14 protein-coding genes are annotated in these 14,739 nt (G+C 34.1%); 5 read left to right on the top strand and 9 right to left on the bottom strand.

Annotation, left to right across the window (positions count from 1 at the left end; genetic code table 11):
• Positions 1-15: 15 nt before the first annotated feature.
• Positions 16-831, bottom strand: a complete 816-nt coding sequence (locus BC962_RS08435) for a 2,3,4,5-tetrahydropyridine-2,6-dicarboxylate N-succinyltransferase (protein ID WP_121345556.1) — start codon at positions 829-831, stop codon at positions 16-18.
• An 87-nt stretch (positions 832-918) separates the two neighbouring features.
• On the opposite strand from BC962_RS08435, the gene ruvX reads away from it, so the two are divergent.
• The 4 genes from ruvX (at position 919) to mazG (ending at position 3,364) form a co-directional block, all read left to right on the top strand.
• A complete protein-coding gene (gene ruvX / locus BC962_RS08430; protein ID WP_121345555.1) occupies positions 919-1,326 on the top strand; it encodes a Holliday junction resolvase RuvX in 408 nt (135 codons plus the stop codon).
• Between the two features lie 35 nt (positions 1,327-1,361).
• A complete protein-coding gene (def, locus tag BC962_RS08425; RefSeq protein WP_121345554.1) occupies positions 1,362-1,952 on the top strand; it encodes a peptide deformylase in 591 nt (196 codons plus the stop codon).
• A gap of 58 nt (positions 1,953-2,010) precedes the next feature.
• A complete protein-coding gene (locus BC962_RS08420; protein WP_121345553.1) occupies positions 2,011-2,466 on the top strand; it encodes a DUF5606 family protein in 456 nt (151 codons plus the stop codon).
• 124 nt (positions 2,467-2,590) lie between these two features.
• Positions 2,591-3,364: a nucleoside triphosphate pyrophosphohydrolase gene (gene mazG / locus BC962_RS08415; protein ID WP_121345552.1), complete on the top strand. Its 774-nt coding sequence runs from the start codon at positions 2,591-2,593 to the stop codon at positions 3,362-3,364.
• A gap of 37 nt (positions 3,365-3,401) precedes the next feature.
• Here the strand turns inward: mazG and BC962_RS08410 are convergent, their stop codons facing one another.
• From BC962_RS08410 to BC962_RS08375, 8 genes are all read right to left on the bottom strand, one after another.
• Entirely contained in the window at positions 3,402-3,971 is a 570-nt protein-coding gene (locus BC962_RS08410) for a hypothetical protein (RefSeq protein ID WP_121345551.1), read from the bottom strand.
• Between the two features lie 234 nt (positions 3,972-4,205).
• A complete protein-coding gene (locus BC962_RS08405; RefSeq protein WP_121345550.1) occupies positions 4,206-6,332 on the bottom strand; it encodes a DUF349 domain-containing protein in 2,127 nt (708 codons plus the stop codon).
• Positions 6,333-6,439: 107 nt separating this feature from the next.
• The gene (locus BC962_RS08400; RefSeq protein ID WP_121345549.1) at positions 6,440-7,177 is read right to left on the bottom strand and encodes a shikimate dehydrogenase family protein; all 738 of its coding nucleotides are present in this window, start codon (positions 7,175-7,177) and stop codon (positions 6,440-6,442) included.
• Between the two features lie 2 nt (positions 7,178-7,179).
• Positions 7,180-8,190 carry a DUF368 domain-containing protein gene (locus BC962_RS08395; RefSeq protein ID WP_121345548.1) on the bottom strand — a complete coding sequence of 337 codons (1,011 nt, stop codon included), beginning with the start codon at positions 8,188-8,190 and terminating at the stop codon, positions 7,180-7,182.
• Positions 8,168-9,115: a DUF368 domain-containing protein gene (locus BC962_RS08390; protein WP_121345547.1), complete on the bottom strand. Its 948-nt coding sequence runs from the start codon at positions 9,113-9,115 to the stop codon at positions 8,168-8,170. The genes BC962_RS08395 and BC962_RS08390 overlap by 23 nt, the downstream gene beginning before the upstream one ends.
• A gap of 40 nt (positions 9,116-9,155) precedes the next feature.
• Positions 9,156-10,553: a tetratricopeptide repeat protein gene (locus tag BC962_RS08385; RefSeq protein ID WP_121345546.1), complete on the bottom strand. Its 1,398-nt coding sequence runs from the start codon at positions 10,551-10,553 to the stop codon at positions 9,156-9,158.
• A gap of 99 nt (positions 10,554-10,652) precedes the next feature.
• A complete protein-coding gene (locus tag BC962_RS08380; RefSeq protein WP_121345545.1) occupies positions 10,653-11,840 on the bottom strand; it encodes an aspartate aminotransferase family protein in 1,188 nt (395 codons plus the stop codon).
• A gap of 5 nt (positions 11,841-11,845) precedes the next feature.
• Entirely contained in the window at positions 11,846-13,642 is a 1,797-nt protein-coding gene (locus tag BC962_RS08375) for an OstA-like protein (RefSeq protein WP_245984143.1), read from the bottom strand.
• A 329-nt stretch (positions 13,643-13,971) separates the two neighbouring features.
• Here BC962_RS08375 and BC962_RS08370 point away from each other — a divergent pair, with 329 nt between their 5' ends.
• The gene (locus BC962_RS08370) at positions 13,972-14,739 is read left to right on the top strand and encodes a ferritin-like domain-containing protein (RefSeq protein ID WP_183075470.1); all 768 of its coding nucleotides are present in this window, start codon (positions 13,972-13,974) and stop codon (positions 14,737-14,739) included.

The raw sequence follows: 14,739 nt of genomic DNA, 5'->3' as shown, positions 1-14,739 counted from the left end.
GTAAAATGCCTTTAACTAAACAGCCACATTGTATTCTCTCAAAGCATCATTTAAAGAAGTCTTTTTGTTGGTGCTCTCTTTTCGCTGCCCAATTATTAAAGCACATGGAACCTGGAATTCTCCCGCAGGAAATTTCTTCGTATAACTTCCCGGAATCACAACAGATCTTGCAGGTATGTATCCTTTATATTCTTTAGGTTCTGCCCCAGTAACATCGATGATCTTTGTGGAGCCGGTAAGAACTACATTAGCTCCTAAAACAGCTTCTTTTTCCACGCGGATTCCTTCTACAACTATACAACGTGAACCTATGAAGGCATTGTCTTCAATAATAACTGGCGCTGCTTGTAGAGGTTCAAGAACTCCACCAATTCCAACTCCACCACTTAAATGAACATGTTTACCTATTTGTGCACAACTACCTACAGTTGCCCATGTATCTACCATGGTGCCTTCGTCTACATATGCCCCTATATTTACATAACTAGGCATTAAGATCACCCCGCTAGAAATATAAGCTCCATGTCTGGCCACTGCATTTGGTACCACACGAATCCCTTTTTCCTTATATCCTCTTTTAAGAGGCATTTTATCGTGATATTCAAAAATCCCTGCTTCTAAAGTTTCCATTTTTTGAATAGGGAAATAAAGCACAACCGCTTTTTTAACCCACTCGTTAACCTGCCAACCCTTTGCTGTAGGTTCAGCAACTCTTAATTCTCCTTCATCCAAAAGATTGATGACCTTTCTAATGGCATTTATTGTAGATTCTTCTTTTAGTAATTCCCTGTTTTCCCAGGCCTCTGATATTTGAGTTTCTAATAACTGCATGGTATATAATTTTCAACAAATATAACTGCTTCACTCCAATTTTTGGATGCATAGGGATATAAACCTTACCTTTGCCTAAAATTTACTATGGCAAGAATTTTGGCCTTGGATTATGGTACTAGACGTACTGGTATTGCAGTTTCGGATGAGATGCAAATTATAGCTTCAGGTCTTACTACGGTTGACACTAGAGAGTTAATGAAATTTTTGGAATCATATTTCGTTTCAGAAAATGTGGAGCTAGTTCTTGTTGGTGAACCTAAGCAAATGGATAATTCTGCTTCACAAAGTGAGGTTGCCATTTCAGAATTCATAAAAAAATTCACTGTGAAGTTTCCGGTGATGCAGTTAAAAAGAGTAGATGAACGCTTTACATCTAAAATGGCCGTTAAAACCATGATAGATAGCGGATTAAAAAAGAAAAAACGTCAGAATAAAGCTTTAGTAGATGAAATAAGTGCGACTATAATTTTACAATCTTATTTATATTCTTAAAAATTTAATATCAAACTTTCAATATTTTATTTAAAATGATTTTACCCATTGTAGCCTACGGAGATCCTGTGTTAAGGAAGAAGGGAATTGAGATCTCGGAAGATTATCCAAAATTAAAAGAGTTTATTGCTAATATGTGGGAAACCATGTATGAAGCATCAGGAGTTGGTTTGGCAGCACCACAGGTAGGAAGAGCTATCCGTTTGTTCATTATTGATGCTTCGCCATTTGCAGATGACGAAAATGTTAGCGAAGAGGAAAATGCACAACTTGCAGAAATGAAAATGGTTTTTATAAATCCAAAAATTATTGCTGAAGAAGGGGAAGAATGGGCTTTTAACGAAGGTTGCTTAAGCATCCCAGATGTTAGAGAAGATGTTTTTAGAAAACCGACGATTACTATAGAATATTTGGATGAGAATTTTAAATCTCATACAAAAACATTTGATGGAATAGGAGCAAGGGTTATTCAACATGAATATGATCATATTGAAGGGATCTTGTTTACAGACAAGCTATCCAGTCTAAAAAAACGTTTAATTAAAGGAAAATTGAGTAACATCTCCAAAGGGAAAGTGCATGCCGATTATAGAATGCGTTTTCCACTCATGAAAAAAGGACGTTAATCCTTTTGATATTAATAGCAGAGATGTGATATTTGTCAGCCAAAATTTATAATACAATATGGGTTTAGAAAAAATTTTATCGATTTCCGGAAAACCGGGATTATATGAGTTATCAGCACAAACAAGAGGTGGTTTTATAGCTAAATCTATTATAGATCAGAAGAAGATCGCTGTGAATGTGCGTCATAACGTAAGCTTACTAAGTGAGATCGCTATCTATACATATTCTGAAGAAGTTCCTTTAGGTACAATTTTTCAAAAAATGTTTGATAAGGAGGATGGGAAAGAAGCAATAAGCGCAAAATCTTCAAAGAAAGAACTAGAGGCTTATTTTTCTGAGGTTTTACCAGATTACGATGCAGAGCGGGTTTACCAAAGCGACATTAAAAAAGTGATACAATGGTATAATTTATTGGTGAATAATGGTTTTACAGATTTTTCTGTTGAAGATAAAGCTAAAGCCGAAGCAAAAACCACATCCGAAGAGAAATCTACTTCAGAAGAGGAAGAATAAAAGTTTAGGATCAATATTATATAAAGCAGTCTTAAGTAATTTAAGACTGCTTTTTTATGTCATTTATTGAGATATTAATATTCAGAAATAAATACACAATCGTATTTTTACAAAAAGCAGCATCATGAATACTAGACAAGATCAATTAAAAGCAATAGATAGACTTTTGACCATTATGGATGAGCTTCGGGCAGAATGTCCTTGGGATAAGAAGCAAACTATGGAATCTCTGCGACATCTTACCATTGAGGAGATCTACGAATTGGGCGATGCTATACTTGATGAAGATTCTGAAGAGATAAAAAAAGAGTTGGGTGATATTTTGCTTCATATTGTATTTTATGCAAAAATAGGAAGTGAGAAAAGCCAGTTTGATATTGCCGATGTTGCCAATAGTATTTGCGATAAACTTATAGATCGTCATCCTCATATTTATGGAGACGTGAAAGTTGCAAATGAGGAAGAAGTAAAACAGAATTGGGAAAAACTAAAACTAAAAGAGGGTAAAAAAAGTGTTTTGGAAGGAGTTCCTGTTTCCTTGCCTTCACTGGTTAAGGCGAGTAGAATTCAGGAAAAGGTTGCAGGTGTAGGATTCGATTGGGAAGAGCCACAACAAGTTTTTGAAAAATTAAAAGAAGAATTAGAAGAACTGCAGCATGAGGTAGATGTAGACGATAAGGATAAAATGGAGGCTGAATTTGGAGATGTTCTGTTCTCTATGATCAACTATGCCAGATTTCTCAATATTAATCCAGAAACGGCCTTGGAACGCACCAATAAGAAGTTTATTAAGCGGTTTCAATATCTGGAAAGTAAAGCCGATGAAAGAAAAACTCCCTTAAGTGATATGAGTTTAGCAGAAATGGATATTTTTTGGGAAGAAGCTAAGGCATTGTAGTTAAGAGTTCAATGAATTGTTTGCCTAAATTTCTATCTCAATTATTTTTAAGACATTCAATTTTCCAAGTAGGATAAATGGTGGTTTTGGTTTTATCCACCCATTCTCCAATCCATTTATAGCCAAAATTGTCCATGTCGTAGAATGTTAACCTAAAAAAACCATCCACTCCATTCGGAGCTTTTTGATCACGGGACAATACAATTTTCCCGTTTTCTTTTCCACCTTCCCAGATAGATAAGGCTTTTGAGGGAGTTGCAGAAGAGTAGTAATGTACAAACCATTTATTTTCATCTTCATGAAATTGTCTAATACTTCCCGAGTGAGCGCCATCTTCTTTTAGCGTTTCATCTTGTACAGCATAACCATTCATAATGTATTTAAATCGCCAAGTCATTTTAACAGGATCTTTCCAAGTCCCATCTGGAGCTCTTGATGTGGAGATGCAACTACATTCCCCTATCATAGATTCGAAATCTTTAATCTCTGCTGGGGCATCTGGATTGGGTAAACCGAATGGATTTTCATTAGAAACCTCATAATTATATTGTGCGTAGGATGTTAGGCTAAAAATGAAAGATGCAATAAATATGGATAATTTCAGCATATTATAAATATTGAAGTTCCCTCAAAGAGAAGTATTTTAAGTGAAACAATTCCAAGAAAAGAAGTGAAGCGCTAAATAATTGATTTAAACCAATCAATTATTTAATTTAGAATTATCCTCAAAAATTTTCTAAAAAATCATTAGGTGTTTTTTTATGCTATAATTAAAAACCCTCCTCATGAATTTATTTCAAGAGGAGGGTAGTTATAATTTTAAATGAACTGTTTGTTTTTTCTAGTATAAAGACTTCACTTTTTGTAATTTCTCTTTCCAGATAATTAATTGCTCTTTTTGATCTGCAATATTTTTATGAACAGATTGTACTAAAGGATTATCATCGTCTACATTAGAAAAGAACAGTAAATTATTCTCCAATTGACGAATTTCTGCTTTGGTTTCATCTACTTTCTTGCTCAAGAAATAATGCTCATTTCGAAGTTTTTTATCGTCATCTGCATCATTTATAGCCTGAATTTTATTTTCATACTTCATCATCTCCGCCTTGGTGTGATCTACATCCAGTTTAGAGAATAATTGATCCAGAACTTTATTGAATTTTCCTTCAATAAATCGCTTATTGTAAGGTACTTTTCCAATATTCTTCCATTCCTCTATAGCCGATTTTATTTTAGGAAGATCTTTCTTTTTATCCCCTTCAAATTCCATTGCCTTTAAAGAATCTAACAATTCTTTTTTCTGATCGAAAGCTTTTGTTTCCTCCTCATTTTCTTCATTACTAGCTTTATGAAGTCGGTCGAAAAAATGATTACATGCAGCCTTAAATTGTTTCCATACCTTATCACTATCTTTTCTTGGTACGTGACCCACCTTTTTCCAGTCGGTTTGTATCTTTTTCATTAAAGGCATGGTCGCTTTAAGATCTTCATTATCCTTATTATCTTCAGCGATCTGAATCAGCTCTTTTTTCTTGTTAAGATTGTCATATTGCTCCTTTTTCAAGGATTTATAATAGGCATTCTTATTGCGATTAAATTGTCTAACCACTTGTTTAAAAGCGCTCCAAGTAGCTTCGTTCTTTTCTCTAGGAACTTTTCCAGCATCAAAAAATGACTGTCTTAAAACTTCTAATTCTTTAATTTTTTGCTGCCATTGGTTATGCGAGCTAAATTCTGTCTCGGCAATGGTCTTTAACTTTTCTATGATCTCTTGTTTAGCTTCAAGATTCTTTTCGAAACCTTTTTCTAGATCATCATAATACGACTGTCTTAGATTATGGATTTTATGGGTAGCTGCACTAAATCGTTCCCAAATATCGTCTCTAAATTCTTTTGCAACAGGGCCCAATTCTTCTTTCCACATTTTGTGGAGCATCTGTAATTCTCTAAATGCACGATTAGTATCAGACTCAAGAGTTAGTTCTTCCGCACGATCTATGATCTTTAATTTTTGTTCTAGATTATGTTTGAAATCCATATCTCTAAAATCCCTATTGAGATGAAGGAAATCATAGAAATTCTCAACATGGTGGTGGTAAGTGTTCCAAACGGTATTGTATTTATCTCTTGGAATTGCCCCCGCTGTTCGCCATTTATCCTGTAATTCCTTGAAGTGTTTGTAGGTGGTATTTATATTTTCTTCTACACTTAGAAGACCTTTTAATTCCTCAATTATCTCCAATCTTAAGTTCAGGTTCTTGTTTAGATCCTGCTTAAGTTGTTGGTAATATTTATTTCTCTTTTCTTTATAATCAAAATAGATAGAATTGAATTCTTTTTTTATTGGAGTAGAGTAATGGAAATCTATTATATTTCCACCATCGGCAAGAAACTCTTCTTTTTTCTCTTCTAATTCTTCATCGAACTTAGCATTGAATTCTGCTTTAATTTCTTCAACATGTTCCTTAATAGCTTGAATTTTTTCAGACATGATAAGTCTTTCCAATTCTTTTACTAAGGCTTCCTTGGTCATGGAATGAAAATCCTTCTTTTCTATTCCATGACGTTCTGTAGCTGTTTCATCTTCACTATCTTCTGCTACAGAATCTTCAAATTCAGATTGAACACTTTTCTTTTCTGTAGATGCAGGAGTTTCCTCTTCTTCATCTTCCAGATCTTGATCTTTACTTAGTTCGTGTTGTTTTTCTTCGATTTCGGAAGATCTACCGGGCGATTTACTTTCATCTACCATGGCATGCTCCAATTCGTATTTTTCTTTTTCAGAAATCGTTTCTTCGGATTTTTTTGAATCAGAAAATGAATTTTCCTTGGATTCATTCCCATCGCTCTCCTTAATTTGTTCTGAAACAGTTTCTTCATTTGTAGAAGCACTTTTTTCAGTAGTGTTTAAATTTTCTTTCGGGAGGTCGTCATTCTTCATTTTTTCATTTTCTTGCTGAGACATATCTTTCAATGTTAAGGTTCTTCAAAATATTAATTGCTGAAAGATAACAACTCCGTAAAAACCTAACAAGGTTTTATATCATTTTATGGTCTATAAGCATAGATCTGTTAAAATTCCTGATTCCAGATTTCCCAAGCTTTTTCTGCCTGAAACTCTAGCATAGCTAGTCCATTTGCAACTTCCGCGTTTTGATTTAACGCAAGGTTCAGCAATTTTGTATGTGAAGGATTATAAATTAAGTCGAAAACAAGATGTTTCGGACTGAGAGATTGAGTGGGAATAGGGGGGAACTGCTCGATGTTTGGAAAGGTTCCCAGTGGGGTACAATTAATAATTAGGTTATATTCCTGCATTATTTCAGGAGTTACTTCTTCATAAGTGAGCTTATTAGGAGACTTAGTCCTAGAAACAAAACTCACTTTTAAACCTAATTTTCTAAGTGCATAGGAAACTGCCTTAGAAGCACCGCCAGTTCCTAATATTAATGCTTTAGTGTGATGTGGTTTTAGATAAGGTTTAAGAGCTTCAGTAAAACCATAAAAATCTGTATTATAACCTTTTAAAGTTCCATCTGCTTTGATTTTTATGGTATTAACAGCTCCAATTTCTTTGGCTGTATCTTCTACTTCATCTAGAAATGGAATAATAGCTTCCTTGTATGGAATTGTAACGTTAAATCCAATTATATTGGAACTTTGCCTAAGCAGTTTTGGAAATTCGGTTATTTCTGTAAGATCGAAATTTTTATAGGTGGCTTCAATTTTTTCCGTAGAAAACTTCTGATTGAAATAGGTTCTGGAAAATGAGTAATCTATGTTTTTCCCAATTAGGCCAAAAATTTTCATAATTATTTATTTCTTTTTTCATACCAACCCAGACCTAAAACAATAAAAATACCGAATAAAATAAATAGGATTGCAAACCAAGTTTCTGATACAGCAAACGTTGGGATATATCTATCATAATTATCCAAGACCTTATTCCCGTGTACATCCAGTGTAAAGTTACCTTCGGCATTTAGCTTGTAGATCTTCTCTTTCCAAGGCCAGACTACACCTAAAGAGCCAGTAATAAATCCGATGATAACTGAATAAGTTTCTTTTTTATAACGTTTAAGAACGAATCCTAATAAATGGGAGAGTGAAACAAGTCCAGCTAAAGATCCTAAGGAGAAAACAACAAGTACTTGTAGTAAGCGTAACCTTTCTGAATTATCTACAAAGGAGAAATCCATTAACAACACATCCTTTATAGTGTCGAATAATGCATTTACAGAATCTACTAGGAGTAATACATAATTACCAAGAAGAATCAATATAAAAGAGCCAGAAAGTCCTGGTAAGGTCATTCCGGAAACACCTATGATCCCGCATATAAAAACAAACCAAAGATTATCATTTTCTCTGGCTGGTTCTAAAAAACTGATCGCTATTCCTGCAACGATCCCCATCATCATGAAGGTGATACTGCGATTAGACCAGCTTTTAAAATCTTTACTAATGTAATAAATGGAACCTATTATCATTCCAAAAAATGAGGCCCAGACATACAGTTCAAAATGAACGATCAAATAGTCGAGAAGTTGGGATATACTAAAATAGCTAATCACCATCCCTAATATTAGAAGGCCTAGAAATTTTCCGTTTACGTATTGGAAGAGGCTTCTAAATCTTCCATTTATAAGCAATTTAAAAGCTTTAAAATTGATCTTTTGAAGGGAGTATATAAATTCTTCGTAAAAACCGGCAACAAAAGCGACAACTCCTCCCGAAACTCCGGGAACTTTGTTGGCGGCGCCCATTGCCAAACCTTTAAGTACTAAAAATACTTTATCACTAAAGGTTCGAGTCTGCTGCATTTTGAGCGATTGGTTTTTGGGTGGCTACTCGCTCTAAGATAAGAATTAAAGTAAATCCTGCAAGAATTAATGCTATTGCCGCAAGTAAATGTGATTCTCCTTGAAAATTAGTAGGCCAAACCGAAGCTTCCCTAAGTACCACAGTCTTTTCACCAATCTTTTCGGATTCTAGAACTTCTTTCCATGGCCATATTTTATTTAGAGAGCCTGCTATAAATCCTGTTAATACCGCTAAAGTTATACTGCTGTAATGATCGAAAAGCCATTTTAAAACTCGGGAAAAAGTTAAAAGTCCCACAATGGCACCTACCGCAACTACACCCAGAGTTTTAAATTCAAAATCATGTGCCGCTTCTGTAATAGTTTTATAAGATCCCAAAAGCACCAAAATAAACGCTCCTGAAATTCCTGGTAATATCATTGCACATACTGCAATGGCTCCAGCTAAGAATAAAAACCAGAGACTGGAATTCGCTCCCAATGGAGGTAGCATAACTATATAAAGAGCTATGGCAGCACCAATTAAAAGCGCTATAATAATTTTAAAATTCCATTTAGGGATTTGTTTCGCTACAAACCAGATACTTGCTAGTATCAAGCCAAAAAAGAAAGACCAGATCATTATCGGGTGTTCTTCCAATAGATAATTGGTTAAACGCATTACCGTAAAAATACTTATTAAGATACCAGAGAGAAGCGCAACCACAAAAGATCCATTTGCCTCTTTCCACATGGCTTTGAAACCTTGCTCTTTCCAAGTTTTAAAAAGTCCTAAATCAATGCCACTTATGGTAGCTATTAATTCTTGGTATATACCTGTAATAAAAGCGATTGTACCTCCAGAAACACCTGGTACTACATCTGCAGCACCCATAGCCATTCCTTTAAGTGTAATTGTAAGGTAGTCCTTGAAACTTCTTTGCATTTTCAAAAATTAAAAATTCTTTCCAAAAGTAACTAAATTATTAGGAGGTCTTTAGGTAAGAATTAATAATTTCTTTCACACTTTTTCTGCTGAAGATCTGCGGAAAAAGTTCTTCTATAATGATATAGTATTCAGAATCTAGTTTAAGTCCGTTATTCAAATGAAAATAACCTTTATCCCCTTCATTCAAATTAAAATATAAACCGGCTAACCTATATTCGATCTCTGCAGAATCTGGATAAAATTCTATCGCCTGCATTAAATTCTGAATAGCGGTTTCGTATTCTCCAAGATTAATAAGAATATCACAACGTCTTATCCAAGTCTCAAGTTCATAATTACCAAGTTCAATGGTTTTTTGATATCCTCGTTCTGCTTCTTCAAAGAAATTAAGTCTGCTATTGATCTTAGCAAAACGTTTCCAATAAAGGACATTCTCTTCATCTATATTAATGGCTTTATTAATATAATAAAGTGCTTTTTGATAATTCTTTTTCTTGAAGTAAAAATCTGTAATGGCGATCCATCCTTTATCCAACAAAGGATCTTCATGAACTGTTTTAGAATAATTTTCCAAAGCATATTCATCTAATCCTAATTTTTCAAAACATTTACCAATTCTTAAATAGGCAAAAGAGGTAGGATCGTCCAGATCTAAAGTGATCTTATAATTCTCTATTGCTTCATTATAACGACCTAATTTTTCTAAGACTTTTCCTTTTTCTAGGTAAGCCCCGATAAAATAATCATCACTAATGATAGCAAAATCAAATGCCATTAAGGCTTTGTCTAATTGTTTCAGGTCGAAATATTGCTTTCCAACTTGGTGCCAAGCAACTTCGCAATAAGGATTTTTATTTAGAAAGTTATTCAGAAAATCTATCGACTCATTTTTCTGTTCCAGAAAATCGAAACAATACATAATATTATATAATGCCGAATAATCTTCCTCATCTGCCTCTAAACACTGCATGAAGCTAAGTTTAGCATTCTCGAAATCTTCTAAGAACAAATATTCCATTCCTAAAAGAGAATAAACATCTGCAGTATCTAGAGTTATTTCTAGTGCGAGTTCCAACATTTGGATCGCCTTTTTATGATCATCTCTTTTAGAGAAAATATTAGCTTTCTGAATAAAGATCTCCTCATTAGAAGATTCTAAAGTATGTAATTCATTTAGTAAACCATCTGCCAAGTCTAATTTATCCTCAAATACAAGGATTTCAACTTTAAATAGTTTCAGGTTTGTAGAAGTGGGGTGTTGAGCCAGTCCTAATTTTACGGCTTTTTTAGCCAGAGCAATCTTTCCATTCTCCAAATAATGATGAATGATATCCTCAAATTCTTCTGAATCAAAAAACAACACATCGTTTGTTTTTAACATAGATTCAAAACGGGTAAGTGAGAAATTGTTTTCTTCGTTATGGCTTAATTGCATACACTGGGGATTACGAGATTTCTACAGTATTAAAGTTATAAATGATAACAGCTAAACTGTAAGGGTATCTATATTGTTTTTAACAAAGTAATTAACAAGTTAAGATTGACTTTCAATTTCATTTAAAATGTCAATAATAATGCCACATCCTTCTTTAATTTCCTGATTAGTAATTGTTAAGGGGGGAGTTATTCTTATGGCAGTTTTTTCAAATAAAAGCCAGAACAAAATTAGACCTTTCTCCTGTGCTTTCAAAATAATTGCAGTTGCCATTTCTTCTGAAATAGTTATGATAGCCAACATAAGCCCCATTCCACGAACCTCAATAATAAGTGGATGAACTAGTAGTTCTCTGAATAATATTTCCTTCTGAAGGCTTTCTGCCATAAGGTCAGATTCTGTAATTTCTTGCAGAGTAGCCAGAGCTGATGCTGCAATTACAGGATTACCTCCAAAAGTGGTAATATGTCCTAATTTTGGATTATCCATTAAAGTGTCCATCACATCTTCTGAAGCCGTGAAAGCACCAATAGGCATTCCGCCACCCATTCCCTTACCCATTACTAGGATATCGGGAATTATGTTGAAGTGTTCAAAGCCAAATAACTTTCCTGTTCTTCCAAAACCTGGTTGTATTTCATCTAAGATTAATAATGCTCCAACTTCTTCGCAATGAGCTTTAAGCTTACTTAAGTAGTTATTTTTTGGGATAATAAAACCTGCACCACCTTGAATTGTTTCAAGAATTACAGCTGCTGTATTCCTTGTGATAGCCTTAAAATCTTCTAGCACATTAAAATTTATAAAACTAACATCTCCAATTAAAGGTCTAAAAGGAGCCACTCTTTCTTCTATACTCATTAAACTAAGGGAGCCCATGGTGTTTCCATGGTAGGCCATTTTAGATGCGATAATTTCAGATCTACCTGTAGATCTTCTAGCTAATTTTAATGCGCCTTCAATAGCTTCGGTGCCCGAATTTGTGAGATAGGTTTTGTTTAAAGATGGTGGTAAAAGTTTTGCTAACAGTTTTGTTAATTCAACAGCAGGGGATAATGCATATTCGCCATATACCATAACATGCAAATATCGTTCTGCCTGATCCTTAATTGCATTCACTATTCTTGGATGGCAATGTCCTAGGCTACAGGCTGAAACTCCTGCTACAAAATCTAAGTGTTTCTTTCCTTGTATAGAATAAATATAAGATCCTTTAGCGTGAGATATTTCTAAAGCTAGAGGATGTGGGGAAGTTTGCGCTTGAAATTTTAAAAATTCTTCTTTCAATTAATTTAACTTTTAGTGGTTCCTTTTCCGGATGGTTTCTTCTTCTCTATTATCTTCTTCTTATCCATTAAAAGTGAGTCAACTTTTTTTATAGGTACGCCCAAACTATCAACTTTAGTGTCTTTAAGATCCTCTGGTGTTAGTCTGGAGTTTTCATTTAACAAGGAAGGTTCTCCATTCGATTCGTCAAAAAAGTCTTCCTGCTCCTCGGGTAAAGGGATTCCTTTTATCTTTGTTAAAACAGGCGGTTCTTCCCCTTTAAATAGGTCGGATTTTTCCAATAATTGCTCTTCTCCACGCCAGCTGAAACCTGGAAGTTCTCTCGCATTGGGTGGAAAATCTTCGGGCGGGGTAAGCGTGCCATCTACTTGTTTATAATAGTAAATATCTCGAATTGTTTTATCTTCAAAAAGAATTTTTATAGAACTAGATAAGGTTTTATTTATACCTAATAATTCATTTTCTTCATTTCTACTATAATATATGGTTTCTGTGTTTTTAATAATATCTACTTGATATAGCTCATTATTCACGAACAATCCGGTGAGTTCCTTTCCTTTTACCTGATTATATCCATCTATACTATCTTTTTGAATTAGGAATGCATCATAAAAAACTTTAAGAGAATCGAGCTTTTCGGTTACTGGATTATTCAAGATATGAATAGTATCCCCGGTCATTTGGTTGTTAGCTGACCATATTACTGGAGAGCGCTTCTTGGAGACAGAGGTAGAGGGCGTATTTCCAATATTAATTAATTTAGTGATCCCTTTTTTCTGATTAACATAAATGGAATCACTCTTACCGCTTAGATCACTCTTAAACAACTTTACATTATAAAATCCTCTAACAATTCTGTTTTCAGGTTTTCCCGTGATCATTAGGGTGTCACTATGAATAAAAATTGAATCGTTGTCTTGGATCGTAGCTGCTAAAGCCCTTTTCGTTATAAAAACAGAATCTTTTTCACGATACACTTCTGCATAATGCCCTGTTATTAAGCTATGATTTAAAGTATCTGTAACTTTTATGTTATTTGTACCAGATGCAAAACTTTTAGCCCGATTAAAATAGAGACTATCTCCTTCAAGAATTCTATTTTCATAATCTATTCTGGAATTCTTTACAAAATATCCTACATCTCCTCGGGTATCATAAAATCCACGTTCACAATACACTGTACTAGTTTCACTCACAATGGTAGTGGGACCGTATAAATAAGCAGCGCCACTTTCTGAATAAAAATCTAATTGCTGAGAATTTATAGTGTATTTAGGATTGGTTACTTTAACATTACTCAGGAAGGAATATTTATCCTGATCCATGTAATATCTACCAATTCTACTGGTAAGTACACTTGCAGTATCGCGAACTGTCCCACCACTTCTATAATAAGCTTGTTGTTTTACTCTATCAAAAAACAATGTATCTGTTTCTATGGAAGATTGAGGCCTGCTCATTTTTACATTACCGCTAGCGAAGGCAAATTGTGTAGTTCCATTATATTCTGCATACTTACTTTGCATAGTAACGGTATCTCCTTGTTGCATTCTAACATTTCCATAAGCCTTAAAAAAGTTCGCTTGATCGTAATGTATTGCCTGATCACACCATATTTCTATTCCTTCATGAATAAAGTGCACCTGATTGGTCACCTTACTTAGGATAATGGCACCGGGATATTTGATCTCATCTTTTAGAGTTCTGTCACTGGTATAATCTATTTTTTTAGATTCCTGAGAGTAGTTCTTACTAATGCTAAACAAGCAAAAAAGAAATATAAATATATAAGAATGAGAAATTTTCAAATCTGTAAAGTTTGAATCAAAAGTAATGAAAAGAGTAGTAACAGAAATAATACTAATTCAAAAACATTAATTAGATATAATTAATAATTCTACAAATGTGCCATTATGAAATGTAAAGGTTAATCGATCAATTTTTAAGATATCTGTTTAATAACACGCGATTTGTTAATATAAGTTAGAGAAAATGAGGTATATCATAAATCTTTCTAAATATTAACTAAAATTAGTAGTTCTAAAATCTGTTTAAGAAAATTTTAACCTTGAACAGAAAACCTTTAAGGATTTTGTCACGTAAGTTTAAATATAATCTAGAAAATTTAATTATGAAAAAACCAATTATTAAAGTGGAAACATCCATTGAAAACCACTCAAAAACAAATAATTCTCGTAGAAGATTTTTAAAAATGGGAGGATTGGCAGTTGCAGGAAGTAGTTTATTGCTTTATGGATGTAGTGATGATGACGATATGGACCCGGTTACACCACCAGATGGAGTATTTGATTTAGGGGCAGGAAATCTTGGGATCTTAAATTATGCATATGCTTTAGAACAGTTAGAAGCAGATTTCTACACTAGAGTGATCGAAGGAAATTATTATAAAGCCTTACCTGATGGTGAGGAAAAAACTCTTCTTGAAGACGTATGGTATCATGAAGTAATACACCGTGAATTCTTTAGAACTGCTATTACTGCAGTTGCACCAGATGATATCACACCAGATCTTGAGTTTGACTATGGAGATTTAAATTTTGATGATAGAGATTCTGTGCTAGCCACCGCTCTTATTCTAGAAGACACGGGAGTAGCTGCTTATAATGGGGCAGGTAAGTTGATTGATGTAACAGCAGCAAATGGGGATGTTTATTTAACATTAGCAGGGAAAATAGTTTCTGTTGAAGCGCGACATGCTTCTGCATTCGCAGATTTAATTAATCCAGGTACTACAGCCTTTGCTAGAGATGGTATTTTGGTTGATTTGGGTGGCACTGGATTGTCTTATGACAGAGCAACTCCTCCAAGTGAAATTCTTGCCGCAGCGGGTGGATTCATTACAACTGAATTTACTGCAAATCAATTACCAACTGATTAA

Origin of the sequence: Gillisia mitskevichiae, from assembly GCF_003634585.1 — a bacterium.
Classification (GTDB): domain Bacteria; phylum Bacteroidota; class Bacteroidia; order Flavobacteriales; family Flavobacteriaceae; genus Gillisia; species Gillisia mitskevichiae.
This window is presented reverse-complemented; position numbering and strand designations above follow the sequence as displayed.

Bases quoted from the DNA above. Each gene is read 5' to 3' on its own strand.
- BC962_RS08400 (WP_121345549.1), bottom strand. From the start codon at position 7,177: ATGAAAATTTTTGGCCTAATTGGGAAAAACATAGATTACTCATTTTCC.
- def (WP_121345554.1), top strand. From the start codon at position 1,362: ATGATTTTACCCATTGTAGCCTACGGAGATCCTGTGTTAAGGAAGAAG.
- BC962_RS08385 (WP_121345546.1), bottom strand. From the start codon at position 10,553: ATGCAATTAAGCCATAACGAAGAAAACAATTTCTCACTTACCCGTTTT.
- BC962_RS08370 (WP_183075470.1), top strand. From the start codon at position 13,972: ATGAAAAAACCAATTATTAAAGTGGAAACATCCATTGAAAACCACTCA.
- BC962_RS08405 (WP_121345550.1), bottom strand. From the start codon at position 6,332: ATGTCTCAGCAAGAAAATGAAAAAATGAAGAATGACGACCTCCCGAAA.
- BC962_RS08390 (WP_121345547.1), bottom strand. From the start codon at position 9,115: ATGCAAAGAAGTTTCAAGGACTACCTTACAATTACACTTAAAGGAATG.
- BC962_RS08435 (WP_121345556.1), bottom strand. From the start codon at position 831: ATGCAGTTATTAGAAACTCAAATATCAGAGGCCTGGGAAAACAGGGAA.
- mazG (WP_121345552.1), top strand. From the start codon at position 2,591: ATGAATACTAGACAAGATCAATTAAAAGCAATAGATAGACTTTTGACC.
- BC962_RS08395 (WP_121345548.1), bottom strand. From the start codon at position 8,190: ATGCAGCAGACTCGAACCTTTAGTGATAAAGTATTTTTAGTACTTAAA.
- BC962_RS08410 (WP_121345551.1), bottom strand. From the start codon at position 3,971: ATGCTGAAATTATCCATATTTATTGCATCTTTCATTTTTAGCCTAACA.
- BC962_RS08420 (WP_121345553.1), top strand. From the start codon at position 2,011: ATGGGTTTAGAAAAAATTTTATCGATTTCCGGAAAACCGGGATTATAT.
- ruvX (WP_121345555.1), top strand. From the start codon at position 919: ATGGCAAGAATTTTGGCCTTGGATTATGGTACTAGACGTACTGGTATT.